The sequence below is a fragment of the Streptomyces sp. NBC_00306 genome, assembly GCF_036169555.1.
GTDB lineage: Bacteria > Actinomycetota > Actinomycetes > Streptomycetales > Streptomycetaceae > Streptomyces > Streptomyces achmelvichensis.
On record NZ_CP108032.1, the window covers coordinates 6,007,033 to 6,025,253 of the forward strand.

Below are 18,221 nucleotides of genomic sequence, written 5' to 3' on the forward strand. Positions count from 1 at the left end.
CCGCGCCCCGACCTCGCGGGAAACGCGTCTGTGGGCGGGCCGTCTCTCTGCGGACTCTCGAACTCCCGACCTCGAGGCCAACGCCTTCAGGGGCGCAGCCGAAGCCCTCGCGGTGTGGCGAGGAAGCCCGAGACCTCCAGCGCCCGGGACAGCGGTGAGGTCAGCGCCGAGACCCCGTTCGCCCGTTCCACCGTGATCGTGCCGATGGCTCCCGCACGCGCCGCGTTCGCCAGTGCCGTGGCCGCCGCATGGAGAGCCGGCGCATCCGGGTCGGTCGCCCACGACAGCAGCGACTTGCCGCCGCGCTCCATGTACATCGTGAGCTCGCCGTCGACCAGGACCACCAGGGATCCCGCTTTCCGGCCCGGCTTGTGGCCGGCGCCGTCCGGCGGCTCGGGCCAGGGCAGCGCGGCTCCGTAGGCGTTGGCAGGGTCCGCGGCCGCCAGCACGACCGCCTGGGGCGGCGCGTCGCCTCCGCTCCGGTCCAGGGTGTTGGCTGCGGCCCGGAGACGGTCCACCGCGCCGTCCATCGCGAACTGGGCCGCCCCCAGCCCCTCGACCACATAGCCGCGCCGCGCCTGTCCGCTGTCCTCGAAGGCGGCGAGGATCCGGTACGTGGCGGAGAAGCCGCCCTCGACCCCCTCGGCCGCCACCGCGCCCCGGGTCACCACGCCATGTCGGTCGAGCAGGGTGCGGGCCAGGGCGTGTGCGCGATGGGTCGGTTCGGGTTCGAGGGGCGGCAGCAGTGACCAGCGGCCACTGACCGTCGGTGGCCCGGTACGGGAAGCGGTGCGGGCGCTCGCCGTCAGGCTTCCGTATCGCCCGCGGGGCACCGTCCGCTTGGCGCGGTGCGCCGTCGACCCGGCGGTGCGGCCCGAGCCGAGCAGCGAGCGCAGCGGGGAGAGGGTGTCGTTGGTGAGCCGGCCCGACCAGGCCAGGTCCCATACGGCGTCGGCCAGTTGGGGATCGTTGACGTCCGGGTGGGTCGTGGCCCGGATCTGCTCGGCGATCTGGCGGAAGAACAGCCCGTATCCCGCGGCCAGGCTGGTCAGGACGGATTCGTGGAGCGCGGTGAGCTCCAGCGGATGGGGCTGGGGAAGCAGCAGCGGTGCCGCGTCGGCGAGGTAGAGCGAGACCCGGCCGTCCTTGCCGGGCAGCGCGCCCGCACCGGCCCACAGGACTTCGCCGGCCGTGGTCAGCTCGTCCAGCATCGCGGGGCTGTAGCCGCGGACGCGGGAGGGCAGGATCAGCTTCTCCAGGGCGGAGGCGGGGACGGCCGCGCCCTGCAGTTGCTCGATGGCGCGGGCCAGCCCGTCGATGCCGCTCAGGCTGTTGTTGCCCAGGTGCTGCCATTGGGGGACGAAGGCGGCCAGCGCTGCCGGTGGCACGGGCTCCAGCTCGTGGCGCAGGGCCGCCAGCGACCGGCGGCGCAGCCGTCGCAGCACGGCCGCGTCGCACCATTCCTGGCCGATGCCGGCGGGGTGGAACTCGCCCTGCACCACGCGCCCGTTCGCAGCGAGCCGGTGCAGCGCACCGTCGGTCACGGCCACGCCCAGCCCGAAGCGGCCGGCGGCCTGTGCGGTGGTGAACGGGCCGTGCGTCCGCGCGTACCGGGCGAGCAGATCGCCCAGTGGATCCTTGACCGGTTCGGTGAAAGCCTCGGGGACGCCGACCGGGAGCGCGGTGCCGAGTGCGTCGCGCAGCCGTCCGGCGTCCTCGATCGCCGCCCAGTGATCGGCTCCGGCGATCCGCACCTGAATCGCCCGGCGGGACGCGGCCAGGTCCCGGGGCCACTGCCGTTCGGCGCCGCGCTCGACGAGTTCCGCGTCCGTCAGCGGGCCGAGGAGCCGCAGCAGGTCGGCGACCCCCTCCTCGTCCTTGATCCTTCGGTCCTCGGTGAGCCACTGGAGCTCGCGTTCCAGCTCGGTCAGTACGTCGGCGTCGAGCAGCTCGCGCAGCTCCGCCTGGCCGAGGAGCTCGGACAGCAGCCGGGAGTCCAGCGACAGGGCCGCCGCCCTGCGCTCGGCCAGCGGGGAGTCGCCCTCGTAGAGGAACTGGGCGACATAGCCGAACAGCAGCGAACGGGCGAAGGGCGAGGGCTCGGGAGTGGTGACCTCGACCATCCGGACCCGGCGGGCCTCGATGTCGCCCATCAGCTCGGTCAGGCCCGGCACGTCGAACACGTCCTGGAGACACTCGCGGACCGCTTCGAGGACGATCGGGAAGGACCCGAACTCGCTCGCCACCTCCAGGAGCTGGGCCGCACGCTGGCGCTGCTGCCACAGCGGGGTGCGCTTGCCGGGGTTGCGCCGGGGCAGCAGGAGCGCCCGTGCGGCGCACTCGCGGAACCGGGAGGCGAACAGCGCGGAGCCGCCCACCTGGTCGGTGACGATCTGGTTGATCTCGCCCTTGTCGAAGACGGCGTCGGCCGCCCCGACCGGGGCCTGGTCGCTGTCGAACGTCGCATCCAGATGCACCGGGTCCTGGTCCAGGAGGTCCAGGCCCATCAGATCGGCGTCCGGCAGCCGCAGCACGATGCCGTCGTCGGCATGCATGACCTGGGCGTCCATGCCGTACCGCTCACTGAGCCGGGCGCCGAGCGCCAGCGCCCAGGGGGCGTGCACCTGGGCGCCGAACGGCGAGTGGATCACCACCCGCCAGTCGCCCAGCTCGTCCCGGAACCGCTCGACGAGGATCGTCCGGTCGTCGGGCACATGGCCGCACGCACGGCGCTGCTCGTCGAGGTACGCCAGGATGTTGTCGGCGGCCCAGGCGTCCAGGCCGGCGGCCAGCATCCGCAGCCGGGCGTCCTCGGAGGACAGTCCGCCGACCTCCCGGAGGAACGCGCCCACCGCGCGCCCCAGTTCGAGCGGGCGCCCCAGCTGGTCGCCCTTCCAGAAGGGCAGGCGTCCCGGAACTCCGGGCGCGGGGGAGACGAGCACCCGGTCGCGCGTGATGTCCTCGATCCGCCACGAGGTGGTGCCCAGAGTGAAGACGTCGCCCACCCGCGACTCGTACACCATCTCCTCGTCGAGCTCGCCGACCCGGCCGCCGCCCTTCTTCGGGTCCGCGCCTGCCAGGAACACGCCGAACAGACCGCGGTCCGGGATGGTGCCGCCGGACGTGACGGCGAGACGCTGCGCGCCCGGGCGGCCCGTGACCGTGCCCGCGACGCGGTCCCAGACCACACGCGGCCGCAGCTCGGCGAACGCGTCGGAGGGATACCGTCCCGCCAGCATGTCGAGGACGGCCGTGAACGCCGACTCGGGCAACGAGGCGAACGGCGCGGCCCGCCGGGTCAGCGCCAGCAGGTCGTCGACCTGCCAGGTGTCCAGGGAGACCATGGCCACCAGTTGCTGGGCGAGCACGTCCAGAGGGTTCGACGGGACGCGAAGCGCTTCGATGGAACCGGTGCGCATCCGCTCGGTGACGACCGCCGACTGCACCAGGTCGCCGCGGTACTTCGGGAACACGACACCGGTGGAGACCGCACCCACCTGATGGCCCGCGCGGCCGACGCGCTGAAGTCCGGACGCCACCGACGGCGGAGACTCGACTTGCACGACGAGGTCCACCGCCCCCATGTCGATCCCCAGCTCCAGGCTGGAGGTGGCGACGACGGCGGGCAGCCGCCCCGCCTTCAGATCCTCCTCGACCAGGGCTCGCTGCTCCTTGGAGACCGAACCGTGGTGCGCGCGGGCGAGGAGGGGCGGGGCGCCGCGCACGGACCCCGACTGCCCCATGAGCTCCGCGGGCGAGGCCTCCTCCGGCATGGCCTCGCCCGTGGCCCGTTCATAGGCGATCTCGTTGAGACGGTTGCACAGGCGCTCGGCCAGCCGGCGGGAGTTGGCGAAGACGATCGTGGAGCGATGGGCCTGGACGAGGTCGACGATCTTCTCTTCGACATGCGGCCAGATCGACGGCTTGTCTCCGCCGTCCGGCGACGACGAGGCCTCGGACGCAGGGGATCCGCCCAGTTCTCCCATGTCCTCGACCGGGACGACCACGGAGAGGTCGAACTCCTTGCCCGATTTCGGCTGGACGATCTCCACCTTCCGCTGCGGGGAGAGATAGCGGGCCACCTCGTCCACCGGGCGGACCGTCGCCGACAGGCCGATGCGCCGGGCCGGGCGCGGCAGCAGCTCGTCGAGACGCTCCAGCGACAGGGCGAGGTGCGCACCCCGCTTCGTCCCCGCGACGGCGTGCACCTCGTCGAGGATCACCGTCTCGATGCCCGACAGCGCGTCCCGTGCGGCGGAGGTGAGCATCAGGAACAGCGACTCGGGTGTGGTGATGAGGATGTCCGGCGGCTTCGTGGCCAGGGAGCGGCGCTCGGCGGCGGGGGTGTCCCCCGAGCGGATGCCGACACGGATCTCGGGTTCGGGCGTCCCGAGACGCACGGATTCCTGGCGGATACCGGTCAGCGGGCTGCGGAGATTGCGCTCCACGTCGACGGCGAGCGCCTTGAGCGGGGAGACGTACAGGACGCGGCAGCGCTTCTTCGGGTCCGCGGGCGGGGGAGTGGAGGCGAGGTCGTCGAGCGCGGCAAGGAACGCGGCCAGGGTCTTGCCCGAGCCCGTCGGCGCCACGACCAGGACGTCCGAGCCCTCGCCGATCGCCTGCCAGGCCCCTTCCTGCGCGGCGGTGGGCGCGCTGAAGGCTCCCGTGAACCAGCTGCGGGTCGCGGGAGAGAAGGAATCGAGTGCGGTCCTGGCCATGTCCACCATCGTGCACCGGACCACTGACAATTACTGTCCGCGTCATGGACCCGCAGGTCAGCGGGGCCCGCTCGGGCGCACAATGGCTGAATGAGCGGTCCGGCGGATCACGAGTGGGCACGGCACTGGCAGTACGAGGAACTGCCCGGCCTCGACCTCCTGCGGGCCCGCTATGTGCGGCACACCTTTCCCCGCCACAGCCACGAGGGCTTCGTCTTCGGGGCGGTCACCGGCGGGGTCGAGGACGTGAGCATGCCGGAGGGGAACATCAGCGCCCGGCCCGGCACGGTCGTCATGATCAATCCCGAGGTGCCGCATTCGGCGCGGGCCGGGGTGGACGAGGGCTGGGCGTACTCGACCCTGTACCCCTCCGTGGATCTCGTCACCGAGATAGCCGGCGAGGTCAGCTCGGTGCGCGGCACGCCGGCGTTCGGCGAGACGATCGTCGAGGACGCACAGACCGCCGAACTCATCCGCGGTGTCCATCAGGCGGCGGAGGCGGGCAACGCACTGGCCGCCGACAGCTTGCTCCGGGTTGCCGTGGCCCGGCTGGTGGCGCGGCACGGCCACCGGCTGCCCTCCCGGACGCCGAGTGCCTCCGGGGCGCGTACGGCAGCGGAGGCGAAAGCGCTGTTGGAGGAGCGCATGACCGATCCGCCGTCCCTGGAGCGGCTCGCGCTGGAGCTCGGCACGAGCCCCTTCGCGCTCCTGCGGGCCTTCAAGGCGGCGTACGGCATGCCTCCGCACACCTGGCTCACCAATGCGCGGGTACGCCGGGCCCGTCGACTCCTTGACGCCGGGGCCGCGCCCGTCGACGCGGCCGTCGCCGTGGGGTTCACCGACCAGCCCCATCTGAACCGGCATTTCACCCGGATCGTGGGCGTGCCTCCCGGCGCCTATCGCAAAGAGCGTGCAAGAACGTACAAGACCTCGGGCGAGAGCCCCACGTAGCGTCCCTGACGTGCCAGAACAGACAGCCTCTCCCCAGACCCGCACCCCGAGCCCGCCGGAGATACGCACGACACCCCCAGAGCACCCGTCCAAGCCGGACTCGGCCGTCGTCCGGGACGCGCTCGGCGTCGGCATCGCCGTCGGCCTCTCCGGCTTCGCCTTCGGCGTGACGTCCGCGGGTGCCGGACTCACCCTGCTCCAGACCTGCGCGCTGAGCCTTCTGGTGTTCACCGGCGCCTCGCAGTTCGCGCTCGTCGGCGCGATCGCTGCGGGCGGCAACCCGCTCGCCGCCGCAGCCGGAGCGTTCTTCCTCGGCGTGCGGAACGCCTTCTACGGGTTGCGCCTGTCGCAGTTGCTCGCCCTGCCGCGCTTCGTGCGTCCGTTCGCCGCGCACTGGGTGATCGACGAGACCACGGCCGTCTCCCTCGCCCAGCCGACCCGCCGGGCGGTACGGATCGGCTTCACGGTCACCGGTCTGACGCTGTACGTGCTGTGGAACCTGACCACGCTGGTCGGCGCGCTCGGTGCCGAGGCGCTCGGTGACACGGATGCCTGGGGGCTGGACGCCGCTGGACCCGCCGTGTTCCTGGCACTGCTCGCACCCATGCTGCGGACGACGACCGAACGTGTGGTCGCCGGGCTGGCCGTCGTCCTGGGGCTCGGGTTCCTGCCGGTGCTGCCCGCCGGAGTCCCGGTGCTGGTGGCGGCGCTCGCCGCGCCCGCGGTGCTCTGGCTCAAGGGGCGGGGGCTGCTCGGGCGCAGGGCACAGGAGACCGATATCGCGGCGAGGGCCGCAGGACCGGCAGCCTCGGCTGAGGCCGGCACGGCTGAGGCGGACCGTACCGAACGAGGCAGTGACGAGTCCGGCCGTGACGAGTCCGGCCGCACGAAGGGAGACGACCGATGAGCATCTGGATCGCGATCGCAGCCACCGCCGTCGGCTGCTACCTGGTCAAGCTGGCCGGTCTGCTCGTGCCGGCGCACACGCTCGAGCGCCCGGTCGTCCAGCGGCTCGCGGCCCTCCTGCCCGTCGCGCTGCTGGCCGCCCTGACCGCCCAGCAGACCTTCAGTGACAACAGCTCCCTGGTCCTCGACGCCCGCGCGGCCGGCCTCGCGGCGGCCGCCGTCGCGCTGATCCTGCGGGCGCCCTTCCTGATCGTGGTCGGCGCCGCCGTGGCGGTCACGGCGGGAGTGCGGGCACTCGGCGGGTGAAGCGGCGGCGACGAGTGAGGCGGTGAGGCGGGCTGCGCGGTCAGCCGATCGCGCGGCCGTACGCCCGCAGTGTCCGCAGTGCCTCGATCGTCACGATCGGGCGGGCCTCCAGGGCCGTACCGGGTGCCCACTGGCGCCAGTTCACGGGCCAGCCGCCGTCCTCCTGCTGACGGCTCTCCAGGTGGTCCAGCGACCGTGCCATCTCGTCGTCCGTGAACCACCGTCTCGCCAGGGATTCAGGTGTACGGGCGTAGTCGTGCGGGAAGTGGTGCTCCTTTGGCGCATAGCCGTCGGCGACCGGGAACGCCTCGATCCGCGCCGGGTCCAGCACCGCCAGTCTCTGCTCCCGCACCAGCCGCCCGAGCCGGTCGGCAGCGGCCTCCGCCCGGACCCGGTCCGGCACACCCTCCAGGAAAGTGACCGCCGCCTCGATCTCGTACGGATGCGACTTCTCCAGCGCGTCGACAGCGGTCCAGCAGTAGTCCGTGGCACGGAACAGCCACGCGTGCCAGACCTGGTTGCGGTGCAGCAGCCCGACCACCGGCCCCGTCGTGAGGAGTTCGCTCGGCGGATCGTCCACCACGGGGACGAACGGCGCCGACGGATAGCCGCGCTGCGAGGGATGGACGGCGGGGAGCGCACCGTCCGGCGTCGAGACATCGGTGAGGTAGCGGCACATCCGCTCGATGCGGAGCCCGCCGCAACGACCGATGGAGTCCAGGACGCGCAGGGCGTGTGCGGTGTGCAGGGGCTGGCTCACGGGTCCGCGCAGATCCGGTTCGAGGGCGTGGCCGTAGCCGCCGTCCTCGTCGAGATAGGCGGCCAGGGCGGTCTCGACGGCATCAGAGCTTCCGCGCAGGAAGTGATACGCGAATCGCCGCTGCTCCAGCACCCGGGCCGTGAGCCAGACGAACTGCTCGGCGCGGGCGAGTGGTGACGCGGGAGAGGGCACAGAGGTTGCTCCGGTTCCAGCCATCCTCCGACGGTAGGGCGGAAAGAGCTTTCGGCATGCGGGACGGACGATGCTGCACCCCCGGGAGCGGGATAATGCAGTCATGCGGTTGACGATTTTCTGGGAGCGGATGGCGGACCACTTCGGTCCTTCCTACGCCGACTCCTTCGCGCGCGACCATGTGATGACCGAACTCGGAGGGCGTACGGTCCACGAGGCGCTGCGGTCCGGCTGGGAGGCGAAGGACGTCTGGCGAGCCGTGTGCGCGGCCATGGACGTACCTGCCGACAAGAGGTGATTCATGTGATGGACACCCGGGCGGCCGACCAGCGGCCGCGGCTGTAGGCGAGACTGAGCCCGTGGCCCAGACCGACGAGAGTGACCAGGACAGAACCGAGCAGGGCACGCCCGCGGGAGGCGCGACTCCTCCGCAGGCGCCGCCGAGCCCGCCGGTGGCCGAGCCCGCCGGTTCTGCCCGGATGCCCCGCTGGCTGCCGCGCGCGCTGGTGCTCGCTCTGACGCTCTACGCCTGCTTCCAGCTCGGCAGTTGGGCCTTCCATCAGCTCATCGGGCTGCTGATCAACATCCTGATCGCCTTCTTCGTGGCGCTGGCGATCGAGCCCGCAGTCGGCAGGATGGCCGCGCGGGGGATGCGGCGAGGACTCGCCACCTTCCTGGTCTTCTTCGCCGTGCTGATCGCGGGAGCCGGCTTCGTCTTCCTGCTCGGCTCGATGCTGGCCGGTCAGATCGTGCAGATCGTCGAGGACTTCCCCCAGTACCTCGACTCGGTCATCAAGTGGATCAACGACACCTTCAGCACCCAGCTGTCCCGGGTGGAGGTCCAGGACAGCCTGCTGCGGTCGGACTGGCTCCGCCGCTATGTGCAGAACAGCGCGAGCGGCGTGCTGGACATCTCGGCCACCGTGCTCGGCGGTCTGTTCCAGGTACTGACGATCTTCCTGTTCTCGTTCTACTTCGCGGCCGACGGACCCCGGCTGCGCCGTGCCCTGTGCTCCGTCCTGCCGCCGGCCCGGCAGACCGAGGTGCTGCGGGCGTGGGAGATCGCCGTCGACAAGACGGGTGGCTACATCTACTCGCGCGGCCTGATGGCACTGATTTCGGGCGGCGCGCACTACGTCCTGCTGGAGATCCTGGGTGTGCCCTACGCCCCGGCGCTCGCCGTGTGGGTCGGCCTGGTCTCCCAGTTCATCCCGACCATCGGCACCTACCTGGCGGGCGCGCTGCCGATGCTGATCGCCTTCACCGTGAACCCCTGGTACGCGCTGTGGGTGCTCGGCTTCGTGGTGGTCTACCAGCAGTTCGAGAACTACGTGCTCCAGCCGAAGCTCACCTCCAAGACGGTCGACATCCATCCCGCGGTGGCCTTCGGATCGGTCGTGGCCGGCACGGCGCTGCTCGGAGCGGTGGGCGCCCTGGTGGCGATTCCGGCGGTCGCCACGCTCCAGGCCTTCCTGGGTGCCTACGTGAAGCGCTACGAGGTGACCGACGACCCTCGGGTGCACGGTCACCGGCACCGCGGCGGCCGGACGCTCCGGCGGATGCGCGATGTGCTGGGCAAGAAGCGGGATGCCCCGGGCGCGGGGAAGAACGCGCCCGCTGAGGCCGCGCACGAGGCCGAGCCGCCTGAGGGAGCCGCGCGCGAGGGGGAGCCGCCCGTCGGCGGTCCGCCCGCCGCAGGTGGTCCGTCGGCAGGGGATCCGCCCGACGAACCCGGTGCGGGGCCCGGCACCGACGGCCCCGGTCGTCCCGCCTGACGGGTGCCACCAGGCAGGGTGCGGGCCTGCCCGGACAGGCCGGGGGCGACGGTTCGTGGCGCGCCGCGTGATGCGCTTGACACCGAAATCGAACATCCATTCTTATGGGATTCCGGCCGCGGTGACCCGGGAGTTGTCCACAGGCTGGAAGGACGTCGAGGCCCATTGTCAGTGGCAGGGGATAGCGTCTTTGACGTGAAGCGATCGACTCAAGCAAATCGGGTGGAACCCATGGCAGGAACCGACCGCGAGAAGGCGCTCGACGCCGCGCTCGCACAGATTGAACGGCAATTCGGCAAGGGCGCGGTGATGCGCCTGGGCGAGCGGCCGAACGAGCCCATCGAGGTCATCCCCACCGGGTCGACCGCGCTCGACGTCGCGCTCGGCGTCGGCGGACTGCCGCGCGGCCGTGTGGTGGAGGTGTACGGCCCGGAGTCCTCCGGAAAGACGACTCTCACGCTGCACGCCGTCGCCAACGCCCAGAGGGCAGGCGGCTCGGTGGCATTCGTGGACGCGGAGCACGCCCTCGACCCCGAGTACGCGAAGAAGCTCGGTGTCGACATCGACAACCTCATCCTGTCCCAGCCGGACAACGGTGAACAGGCGCTCGAGATCGTCGACATGCTCGTCCGCTCCGGCGCGCTCGACCTGATCGTCATCGACTCCGTCGCCGCGCTGGTGCCGCGGGCGGAGATCGAGGGCGAGATGGGCGACTCGCACGTCGGTCTGCAGGCGCGGCTGATGAGCCAGGCGCTGCGGAAGATCACCTCCGCTCTGAACCAGTCGAAGACCACCGCGATCTTCATCAACCAGCTCCGCGAGAAGATCGGCGTGATGTTCGGCTCGCCGGAGACCACGACCGGTGGCCGCGCGCTGAAGTTCTACGCCTCCGTGCGCCTCGACATCCGGCGTATCGAGACCCTGAAGGACGGCACCGACGCGGTGGGCAACCGCACCCGGGTCAAGGTCGTCAAGAACAAGGTCGCACCGCCCTTCAAGCAGGCCGAGTTCGACATCCTTTACGGCCAGGGCATCAGCCGCGAGGGCGGTCTGATCGACATGGGCGTGGAGAACGGCTTCGTGCGCAAGGCGGGCGCCTGGTACACGTACGAGGGCGACCAGCTCGGACAGGGCAAGGAGAACGCCCGTAACTTCCTGAAGGACAACCCCGATCTCGCCAACGAGATCGAGAAGAAGATCCTCGAGAAGCTGGGCGTCGGCGTGAAGCCGGAGGCGCCGGCCGCCGAGCCCGGTGCGGACGCGGCGGGCAGCCCGGCTGCTCCGGCCGAGGACGCGGCGAAGTCGGTGCCTGCGCCCGCCACCAAGGCCAAGGCGGCCAAGACGGCGGCGGCCAAGGGCTAGCGCATGGCCCGGCGAACCGAATGGCCGGGCGACAGCGCCGACTCGTCGAGGGCCGAGAAGGAGCTGTCGCCCCAGGACCCGGCGGAGCGGGCGCGGGCGATCTGCCTGCGCCTGCTCACCGGGACGCCGCGCACCCGCAAACAGCTCGCGGATGCGCTGCACAAGCGGGAGATCCCCTCGGAGGTGGCCGAGGAGGTTCTCTCCCGCTTCGAGGACGTTGGCCTGATCAATGACGCGGCCTTCGCGGACGCGTGGGTGGAGTCCCGCCACCACGGCCGCGGCCTCGCCCGACGGGCGCTGGCGCTGGAGCTGCGGACGAAGGGCGTGGACTCGTCGCTGATCGACGAGGCGGTGGGGCAGCTCGACTCCGAGCAGGAGGAGGAGACCGCGCGGGAGCTGGTCGCCCGCAGACTCCACTCCACCCGCGGCCTCGACCGCGACCGCCGCATACGCCGCCTCGCGGGCATGCTGGCCCGCAAGGGCTACCCGGAGGGCATGGCGCTGCGGGTGGTCAGACGGGCCTTGGAGGAAGAGGGCGAGGACGTGGAAGGCCTGGACGAGGGCGGTGGGTTCTAGCCTCTCGGGCCGACGGGGGAGGAGCCACGGGGAACGGGCTAGCTTCCAGCCGGAAGCCGGAAGCCGGAAGCCGGAAGCCGGAAGCCGGAAGCCGGAAGCCGGAAGCCGGAAGCCGGAAGCCGGAAGCCGGAAGCCGGAAGCCGGAAGCCGGACCCGCAGGCGGGCGGGCGGCGCGTCCCCGTGCCGCCCTACGCCTCGACCGGGAAGCCCGCTGCCTTCCACGCCTGGAACCCGCCGATGAGGTCCGTCGCGCGGTGCAGGCCCAAGTCGCGCAGTGACGCCGCGGCGAGGGAGGACGCGTAGCCCTCGTTGCAGATCACCACGACCCGCAGATCGTGGCTGACCGCCTGGGGTGCGCGATGGCTGCCCTGCGGATCCAGGCGCCACTCCAGCTCGTTGCGCTCCACCACCAGCGCGCCGGGGATCAGCCCGTCCTGGTCCCTCAGGGCCGCATAGCGGATGTCCACCAGCAGGGCGCCCTCCGCCGCCTCCGCGAAGGCCTGCTTCGGCTCGACACGGTCCAGTCCTTCGCGGACCCGATCCAGCAGTTCGTCGATCCCGACCCGGTCACCCTGCTCACTCACTGCCAGTCCTCCGGGCTCTCGACCTGCTCGAGACGGAGCACCGCACCGGTCCGGCTGAAGCGCCGGATCAACGGCAGCGGCGGGTAGTACGCATGGACCGATACGGCATGCTCGCTCGCCGACTCGTTCAGCACCTCGTGCACATGGTGCGTACCGAAGGCGCGGCCCCGGCCCGGGCCCAACTGCCGCTCGCGGTCGACGCCTTCGTGCAGTTCCAAGGTCTTCCAGCCGCTCGCGGGCAGCCGTACGGCGAGGGAGTTCTCCTTCAGCTCACCGGCGGCCGTGGCGAATGCGCCGAACGACTCGGCGTGGTCGTGCCAGCCGGTGCCCGTGCCGGGTGGCCAGGCGATGAGCCAGGCCTCGCTGCCGCCGGGTCCTTCGAGCCGTACCCAGGTGCGGCCCTCGGGGTCGAGGGGAAGTGAGGCGATGAGGTCGGTGTCGGCAGCGGCGTTCTGCACGAATGCGAGGAGCTCGGCCACGGTCGGAGCCGACGGCTCGGCCGCCAAGTCCACCGAGGCGGGCGCGCTCTCGACCGGAGCGCCGGAGACGGTCACTGCGGGCTCCGCGACAGCGGCACCAGAGGCAGCGGTGCCGGAGACAGGGGTGCCGGAGACCGAGAGGTCAGAGGCAGAGGTGTCGGACGCAGGGGTGGCAGGGGTGACGACAGACTGGGACACGGAAACCGTCCTGGAAGTTCGCGGGTGCGCGCGCAGGCTCAGTGGGCCCGCGCGCGAGGGAGAGGCGAATTCAGCAGGAGGGGCGACACACGCAGCCCGCATAGCGGACGAGGTCCATATGGACCCTCCGCCACAGGCGCACATCGGTGTCAGTCACGTTCCGGAGTACACCACGCGTGTCCGCGACGGTCAATTGATGTCCGCAGTGCGGTCACTGCGCACCGATGACTGTGGGCCGCCTCGCGCCGCGTCCGCCGCCGCGTACAGCTCCGCGGGTCGCACACCCGTGAACGCGGCGACCAGATGCCCGTCCGGCCGCACCAGCAGCACGGTGTGTGCCGAGGCGCCGGGATAGCTCTCCGTCACCAGCAGCTCCGCCCGCACGGGCAGTGCCGTCACCGCCGCCGCCAGGCGCGGCATCACACCCGCGCTCATCCAGTGCCGCTGGTCCCACACCCCCGTACCCGGTGCGACGAGGACCACGAGCAACTGCCCGCCGCCCAGCCGGTCCCGCAGCCGCGCGCTGGTCCCGTCGGGTGTCGTCACCCGGACGTCGACGACCGGGGCGCCGGCCTCCGTACCGACGAGGGTCTGCCCAGGGGCGTATTCGGGCGCGAGAGGGGAGTGCGTGTAGACGGGGGGCGCACCGAGCGGGCCCAGCCCCAGATGGCCGTCCATGAGGAGGGCGTCGTGGCCGCGTGCCGCACCGGGAAGGTACGTACGCAGCGCGCTGCTGCCGCGCAGTATCGGCAGTGACTGGTCCGCGGCCCGCAGCCGGGCAGCGACACACGACCGGCGTTCCGCCTGGTAGCTGTCCAGCAGCAGCTCGGACCCACCGTGGTGCCAGACGTGCGCCAGCTTCCAGGCAAGGTTCTCCGCGTCCCTGAGGCCTTCGTCGAGCCCCTGAGTGCCCACGGCACCGAGCAGATGCGCGGCGTCGCCGGCGAGGAAGGCACGGCCCACGCGCCAGCGCCGGGCGAGCCGGTGGTGCAGCGTATGGACGCCGGTGTCGATCAGTTCGTACGACGCCGCCCCGCCGGACCAGCCGGCCAGCGTGTCCCGGACCCGTGCGATCAGGGCGTCGGGAGTGACCAGTTCGCCGCGGGCCGGCAGCAGCCAGTCCAACCGCCAGACGTCGTCCGGCAGCGGGCGCGCGGTGATCTCCTCACCGCCCGTCCGCCACGGCGGCAGGCGGTGCAGCAACGCCTCGTCGGGCCAGGGGAGTTCGGCGCGCAGCGTGGCGACCGCTTGGCGCTCCACCGCCGTACGCCCCGGGAAACGGACACCGAGGAGCTTGCGGACCGTCGACCGGGCGCCGTCGCACCCCACGAGATGGCTCCCGCGCCACCACGTCGCCTCCGGGCCGCGAGTGTGGACGCTGACCCCGTCGTCGTCCTGCTCCAGCGAGTCCACATGGCTCTCGGTCACGAGATTGATCAACGGCTGGGCGGCGACGGCGTCGCGCAGCCCGCGGGCCAGGGCGTGCTGTGGGATGTGCAGCGGTGAGGGAGCAAGGTCGTCCCCCAGCGCGACCACGCGCACGTCCTGCTTCCGTCGCATCGTGCGCCAGCCGGCCCAGCGGGCTCCTTCGTCACGAAGAGTGGTGCATCCGAGCCGCTCCATCATGGACGCGACATCGGGGCGCAGCACGACCGTGCGTGCGGGGCGGGGCTCCTCCTTGCCGACGCTGTCGTCGAGCAGGACAGAAGGGACACCTCGCTGGGCAAGGGCCACGGAGAGCGCCAGCCCCACGGGACCCGCGCCGACGATGATCACCGGGTCCACGGCGTGACTCCTCGGGCCCGGAGGGACGTGCGGAGAGGTGCGGTAGGAGCCCGGTGCGCGATCACAGAACGTATGCAACCTATTGCGCGTGCCCGCGTCAAGCGACCACGGTACGCAACGGAGGGCCCTGCGTTTTGCGGGCACTCGTGTGACGCGTCACCGGAACGCGGTGAGGGGGCGGCAGCCCATGGCCGCCGCCCCCTCACCGGTCGTACATCTCGATGAGCCGTCAGGTGGTGCTGCCGTCACCGGTCCTGATGCCGGGCTCCGCGACGGGCTCCTCGGCACCGGCCAGGTCGGCGGCGAGCACCGCCCCCGTGCTCTTCTTCGCACGGCGCAGCCTGCGCTCCAGCCACGACGCGAAGGTCGTGAGGATCAGGTTGAGGACGATGTAGATCAGCGCGACGACGATGAAGCTGGGAATGACGTTCGCGTAGTTCGCGGCGAGGGTGCCGCGGGCGTTCAGCAGTTCCGTGAAGGCCAGGATCGCGCCGCCGAGAGCGGTGTCCTTGACGATGACGACGAGCTGGCTGACCAGCGCGGGGAGCATCGCGGTCACGGACTGCGGCAGCAGAATGCTGGTCATCGTTTGCCCCTTGCGCAGACCGATGGCCTTGGCGGCCTCCGTCTGGCCCTTGGGCAGCGACAGGATGCCGGCCCGAACGACCTCCGCGAGCACCGAGGCGTTGTACAGGACGAGGCCGGTGACCACGGCGTACAGCGGACGCAGGTCACTGCTGATGCCGGAGGAGTTCGCGTACAGCTGGTTCGCGAACAGCATCAGGAGAAGGACCGGGATCGCGCGGAAGAACTCCACGACGACCGAGGCCGGAACCCTGATCCAGCGGTGGTCCGACATCCGGGCGATGCCGAAGATCGCGCCCAGAGGCAGAGCGATGACCATCGCGAGCGCAGCGGCCTTCAGCGTGTTCCCGAGACCGGGCAGCAGATAGGTCGTCCAGGCCTGTGCCTCGGTGAACGGCTTCCACAGGGACCATTCGAGCTGTCCCTTGTCCGACATCACGCTGAAGATCCACCAGCACAGCAGCGCAAGCACTGCCAGGAATCCGGCGGTGTAGACGATGTTGCGGCGCTTGGCGCGGGGGCCGGGAGCGTCGTAGAGGACCGACGTCATCGCTTCACCGCCACGCGCTTGCCGACCCAGCCGAGGAGGAGGCCGGTGGGGAGAGTCAGAACGACGAACCCGAAGGCGAAGACGGCCGAGATGAGCACCAACTGCGCTTCGTTCTCGATCATCTCCTTCATCAGCAGGGCCGCTTCCGCCACACCGATGGCCGCTGCGACCGTGGTGTTCTTCGTCAGGGCGATCAGCACGTTGGTGAGCGGGCCGACCACCGAGCGGAACGCCTGCGGGAGAACGACACTCATGAGCACCTGGGTGAAGCTGAGCCCGATGGCCCGCGCCGCCTCCGCCTGGCCGACCGGCACCGTGTTGATGCCCGACCGCACGGCCTCGCAGACGAACGCCGCGGTGTACGCCGACAGTCCGAGGACGGACAGCCTGAACGCCAGGGTGTCGAAGTCGTCCGCCACGCCCAGTGTCATGCCGAAGACATCGGCGAGACCGAGCGAGGAGAAGACGATGATGACGGTCAGCGGAATGTTCCGGACCAGGTTCACGTAGACCGTGCCGAAGGCACGCATCAGAGGAACAGGGCTCACCCGCATCGCGGCAAGAATGGTGCCCAGTACCAAGGAGCCGATTCCGGAGAAGACGGTGAGCTGCACCGTCACCCAGAACGCTCCGAGCAAGTCGTAGCCTTCAAGAAAGTCGAACACTGTCTCCCGCGCTTCCGCGTGTAGGAGGGCGCGGCACGCCGCCGTCAGTGGCGGCGTGCCGGGTCAGCCCTGCTTCACTTGACGATGTTGCCGATCTTCGGGGCGGGCTCGTTCTTGTAGTTGGCCGGACCGAAGTTGTCCGTCACGGCCTTGTCCCAGGCCTTGTCCTTGACCATCTTCTCGAGCGCGGCGTTGATCTTGTCGACCATCGCCTTGTCGCCCTTCTTGACGCCGATGCCGTAGTTCTCGTTGCTCAGCTTCAGACCGGCGAGCTTGAACTTGCCCTTGTACTGGTCCTGCGCGGCGAAGCCGGCGAGGATCGAGTCGTCCGTGGTCAGCGCGTCGACGGCGCCGCTCTGGAGGGCGCTGAGGCACTCGGAGTAGGTGCCGACCTGCTTCAGCTGGGCCTTCGGCGCGAAGTCCTTCTTCACGTTCTGGGCGGACGTGGAGCCGGTGACCGAGCAGAGCTTCTTGCCGTTGAGGTCATCGCCCTTGGCGACGTTGTCGTCCGACCGGATCAGCAGGTCCTGGTGGGCGAGCAGGTAGGGGCCGGCGAAGTCGACCTTCTGCGCGCGCTCGTCGTTGATCGAGTACGTGGCGGCGATGAAGTCCACGTCGCCGCGGGCCAGCGCGGTCTCGCGGTCGGCGCTCTTCGTCTCCTTGAACTCGACGTCGCCCGGGGCGTAGCCGAGCTCCTTGGCGACGTAGTTGGCGACGTCCACGTCGAAGCCGGTGAACTTGCCGTCAGGCGTCTTCAGGCCGAGGCCCGGCTGGTCGTACTTGATACCGACGGTGATCTTCTTGCCGCCCGAGTCGCCCGAGCCGCTGTCCTTGTCGTCCGAGCCGCAGGCAGTGGCGGTCAGGGCAAGCGCGAACACGGTGGCCGAAGCGGCGGTGACCTTGCGAAGCTTCATGATGATTTCCCTAGAGTTGACGCGAAGTGATGCGGATCGGGGGGATCCAGGACTCAGTGGTGAAGGATCTTCGACAGGAAGTCCTTGGCCCGGTCGCTGCGCGGGTTGCTGAAGAACTCCTCGGGGGTGGCCTCTTCGACGATCTTGCCATCTGCCATGAACACGACCCGGTTGGCGGCGGACCGGGCGAAGCCCATCTCGTGGGTGACGACCACCATCGTCATCCCGTCACGGGCCAACTGCTGCATGACCTCGAGGACCTCGTTGATCATCTCGGGGTCGAGGGCCGAGGTCGGCTCGTCGAACAGCATGACCTTGGGGTCCATCGCCAGTGCCCGCGCGATCGCGACGCGCTGCTGCTGGCCGCCCGAGAGCTGGGCCGGGTACTTGTCGGCCTGGGCGCTGACGCCCACGCGGTCGAGAAGTGCTCGCGCCTTCTCCTCGGCGGCCTTCTTGTCCGTCTTGCGCACCTTGACCTGGCCCAGAGTCACGTTCTCCAGGACGGTCTTGTGCGCGAAGAGGTTGAACGACTGGAAGACCATGCCGACATCGGCGCGCAGCCGGGCCAGCTCCTTGCCCTCCTGGGGCAGCGGCTTGCCGTCGATCGAGATCGCTCCGGAGTCGATCGTCTCCAGACGGTTGACGGTGCGGCACAGCGTGGACTTACCGGACCCGGACGGTCCGATCACCACGACGACCTCGCCGCGAGTGATCGTCAGGTCGATGTCCTGGAGCACATGCAACGCGCCGAAGTGCTTGTTCACGTTGCTCAGCACGACCAGGTCGCCCGCTGCGGGTACGGCGTCGTCGGCGCCCTTGGTCACTGACACTCCGCTCATCGGCTTCTAGCTCCGTCCTCCTCGGTTGGAAGGACCTTAGTCACGCACCGCGACCAGCGTCATTACATCTGAGCTG

Annotated in this window: 17 protein-coding genes; 7 read left to right on the forward strand and 10 right to left on the reverse strand. The window is 70.6% G+C overall.

Annotation, left to right across the window (positions count from 1 at the left end):
- Positions 1-86 precede the first annotated feature (86 nt).
- A complete protein-coding gene (locus OHA05_RS26870; RefSeq protein WP_328861911.1) occupies positions 87-4,718 on the reverse strand; it encodes an ATP-dependent helicase in 4,632 nt (1,543 codons plus the stop codon).
- Between the two features lie 90 nt (positions 4,719-4,808).
- Between OHA05_RS26870 and OHA05_RS26875 the strand changes: the two genes are divergently transcribed.
- The 3 genes from OHA05_RS26875 to OHA05_RS26885 all read left to right on the forward strand — a co-directional run bounded on the left by OHA05_RS26875 (position 4,809) and on the right by OHA05_RS26885 (position 6,881).
- Complete coding sequence (locus OHA05_RS26875) at positions 4,809-5,669, forward strand: AraC family transcriptional regulator (RefSeq protein WP_328861912.1); 861 nt, start codon at positions 4,809-4,811, stop codon at positions 5,667-5,669.
- A 61-nt stretch (positions 5,670-5,730) separates the two neighbouring features.
- Positions 5,731-6,576, forward strand: coding sequence for an AzlC family ABC transporter permease (locus OHA05_RS26880; RefSeq protein WP_328863465.1), 846 nt, complete (start codon positions 5,731-5,733; stop codon positions 6,574-6,576).
- Positions 6,573-6,881 carry an AzlD domain-containing protein gene (locus OHA05_RS26885; RefSeq protein WP_313943722.1) on the forward strand — a complete coding sequence of 103 codons (309 nt, stop codon included), beginning with the start codon at positions 6,573-6,575 and terminating at the stop codon, positions 6,879-6,881. Before OHA05_RS26880 ends, OHA05_RS26885 begins: the two co-directional genes overlap by 4 nt.
- 40 nt (positions 6,882-6,921) lie before the next feature.
- On the opposite strand, the gene OHA05_RS26890 is transcribed toward OHA05_RS26885, so the two are convergent.
- Entirely contained in the window at positions 6,922-7,857 is a 936-nt protein-coding gene (locus OHA05_RS26890; RefSeq protein WP_328861913.1) for a hypothetical protein, read from the reverse strand.
- Between the two features lie 79 nt (positions 7,858-7,936).
- Between OHA05_RS26890 and OHA05_RS26895 the strand changes: the two genes are divergently transcribed.
- The 4 genes from OHA05_RS26895 (at position 7,937) to recX (ending at position 11,546) form a co-directional block, all read left to right on the forward strand.
- Entirely contained in the window at positions 7,937-8,131 is a 195-nt protein-coding gene (locus OHA05_RS26895; RefSeq protein ID WP_313943720.1) for a DUF3046 domain-containing protein, read from the forward strand.
- Between the two features lie 181 nt (positions 8,132-8,312).
- Positions 8,313-9,608, forward strand: a complete 1,296-nt coding sequence (locus tag OHA05_RS26900; RefSeq protein WP_328863466.1) for an AI-2E family transporter — start codon at positions 8,313-8,315, stop codon at positions 9,606-9,608.
- A 231-nt stretch (positions 9,609-9,839) separates the two neighbouring features.
- Positions 9,840-10,970: a recombinase RecA gene (gene recA / locus OHA05_RS26905; RefSeq protein WP_313943719.1), complete on the forward strand. Its 1,131-nt coding sequence runs from the start codon at positions 9,840-9,842 to the stop codon at positions 10,968-10,970.
- 3 nt (positions 10,971-10,973) lie between these two features.
- Positions 10,974-11,546 (forward strand): recombination regulator RecX, encoded by a 573-nt coding sequence (gene recX, locus OHA05_RS26910; protein WP_328861914.1) that lies wholly within the window; start codon positions 10,974-10,976, stop codon positions 11,544-11,546.
- A gap of 188 nt (positions 11,547-11,734) precedes the next feature.
- On the opposite strand, the gene OHA05_RS26915 is transcribed toward recX, so the two are convergent.
- From OHA05_RS26915 to OHA05_RS26945, 8 genes are all read right to left on the reverse strand, one after another.
- Positions 11,735-12,130: a rhodanese-like domain-containing protein gene (locus OHA05_RS26915; RefSeq protein ID WP_328861915.1), complete on the reverse strand. Its 396-nt coding sequence runs from the start codon at positions 12,128-12,130 to the stop codon at positions 11,735-11,737.
- Positions 12,127-12,642: a cysteine dioxygenase gene (locus OHA05_RS26920; RefSeq protein WP_328863467.1), complete on the reverse strand. Its 516-nt coding sequence runs from the start codon at positions 12,640-12,642 to the stop codon at positions 12,127-12,129. The genes OHA05_RS26915 and OHA05_RS26920 overlap by 4 nt, the downstream gene beginning before the upstream one ends.
- A gap of 235 nt (positions 12,643-12,877) precedes the next feature.
- Complete coding sequence (locus OHA05_RS38280) at positions 12,878-12,964, reverse strand: putative leader peptide (RefSeq protein ID WP_311605579.1); 87 nt, start codon at positions 12,962-12,964, stop codon at positions 12,878-12,880.
- Positions 12,965-12,996: 32 nt separating this feature from the next.
- On the reverse strand, positions 12,997-14,592 hold the full coding sequence (locus OHA05_RS26925) for an FAD-dependent monooxygenase (RefSeq protein WP_328861916.1): 1,596 nt from the start codon (positions 14,590-14,592) through the stop codon (positions 12,997-12,999).
- A gap of 229 nt (positions 14,593-14,821) precedes the next feature.
- Complete coding sequence (locus OHA05_RS26930; RefSeq protein ID WP_313943715.1) at positions 14,822-15,727, reverse strand: amino acid ABC transporter permease; 906 nt, start codon at positions 15,725-15,727, stop codon at positions 14,822-14,824.
- Complete coding sequence (locus OHA05_RS26935; RefSeq protein ID WP_313943714.1) at positions 15,724-16,392, reverse strand: amino acid ABC transporter permease; 669 nt, start codon at positions 16,390-16,392, stop codon at positions 15,724-15,726. Before OHA05_RS26935 ends, OHA05_RS26930 begins: the two co-directional genes overlap by 4 nt.
- A gap of 74 nt (positions 16,393-16,466) precedes the next feature.
- Positions 16,467-17,306, reverse strand: coding sequence for a glutamate ABC transporter substrate-binding protein (locus OHA05_RS26940; protein ID WP_313943713.1), 840 nt, complete (start codon positions 17,304-17,306; stop codon positions 16,467-16,469).
- Positions 17,307-17,359: 53 nt separating this feature from the next.
- Complete coding sequence (locus tag OHA05_RS26945) at positions 17,360-18,145, reverse strand: amino acid ABC transporter ATP-binding protein (RefSeq protein ID WP_313943712.1); 786 nt, start codon at positions 18,143-18,145, stop codon at positions 17,360-17,362.
- Between the last annotated feature and the right edge of the window lie 76 nt (positions 18,146-18,221).

Coding starts and splice junctions, on each gene's coding strand:
- OHA05_RS26875 (WP_328861912.1), top strand. CDS start 4,809: ATGAGCGGTCCGGCGGATCACGAGTGGGCACGGCACTGGCAGTACGAG.
- recX (WP_328861914.1), top strand. CDS start 10,974: ATGGCCCGGCGAACCGAATGGCCGGGCGACAGCGCCGACTCGTCGAGG.
- OHA05_RS26940 (WP_313943713.1), bottom strand. CDS start 17,306: ATGAAGCTTCGCAAGGTCACCGCCGCTTCGGCCACCGTGTTCGCGCTT.
- recA (WP_313943719.1), top strand. CDS start 9,840: ATGGCAGGAACCGACCGCGAGAAGGCGCTCGACGCCGCGCTCGCACAG.
- OHA05_RS26895 (WP_313943720.1), top strand. CDS start 7,937: ATGCGGTTGACGATTTTCTGGGAGCGGATGGCGGACCACTTCGGTCCT.
- OHA05_RS26890 (WP_328861913.1), bottom strand. CDS start 7,857: ATGGCTGGAACCGGAGCAACCTCTGTGCCCTCTCCCGCGTCACCACTC.
- OHA05_RS26945 (WP_313943712.1), bottom strand. CDS start 18,145: ATGAGCGGAGTGTCAGTGACCAAGGGCGCCGACGACGCCGTACCCGCA.
- OHA05_RS26930 (WP_313943715.1), bottom strand. CDS start 15,727: ATGACGTCGGTCCTCTACGACGCTCCCGGCCCCCGCGCCAAGCGCCGC.
- OHA05_RS26885 (WP_313943722.1), top strand. CDS start 6,573: ATGAGCATCTGGATCGCGATCGCAGCCACCGCCGTCGGCTGCTACCTG.
- OHA05_RS26870 (WP_328861911.1), bottom strand. CDS start 4,718: ATGGCCAGGACCGCACTCGATTCCTTCTCTCCCGCGACCCGCAGCTGG.
- OHA05_RS26900 (WP_328863466.1), top strand. CDS start 8,313: ATGCCCCGCTGGCTGCCGCGCGCGCTGGTGCTCGCTCTGACGCTCTAC.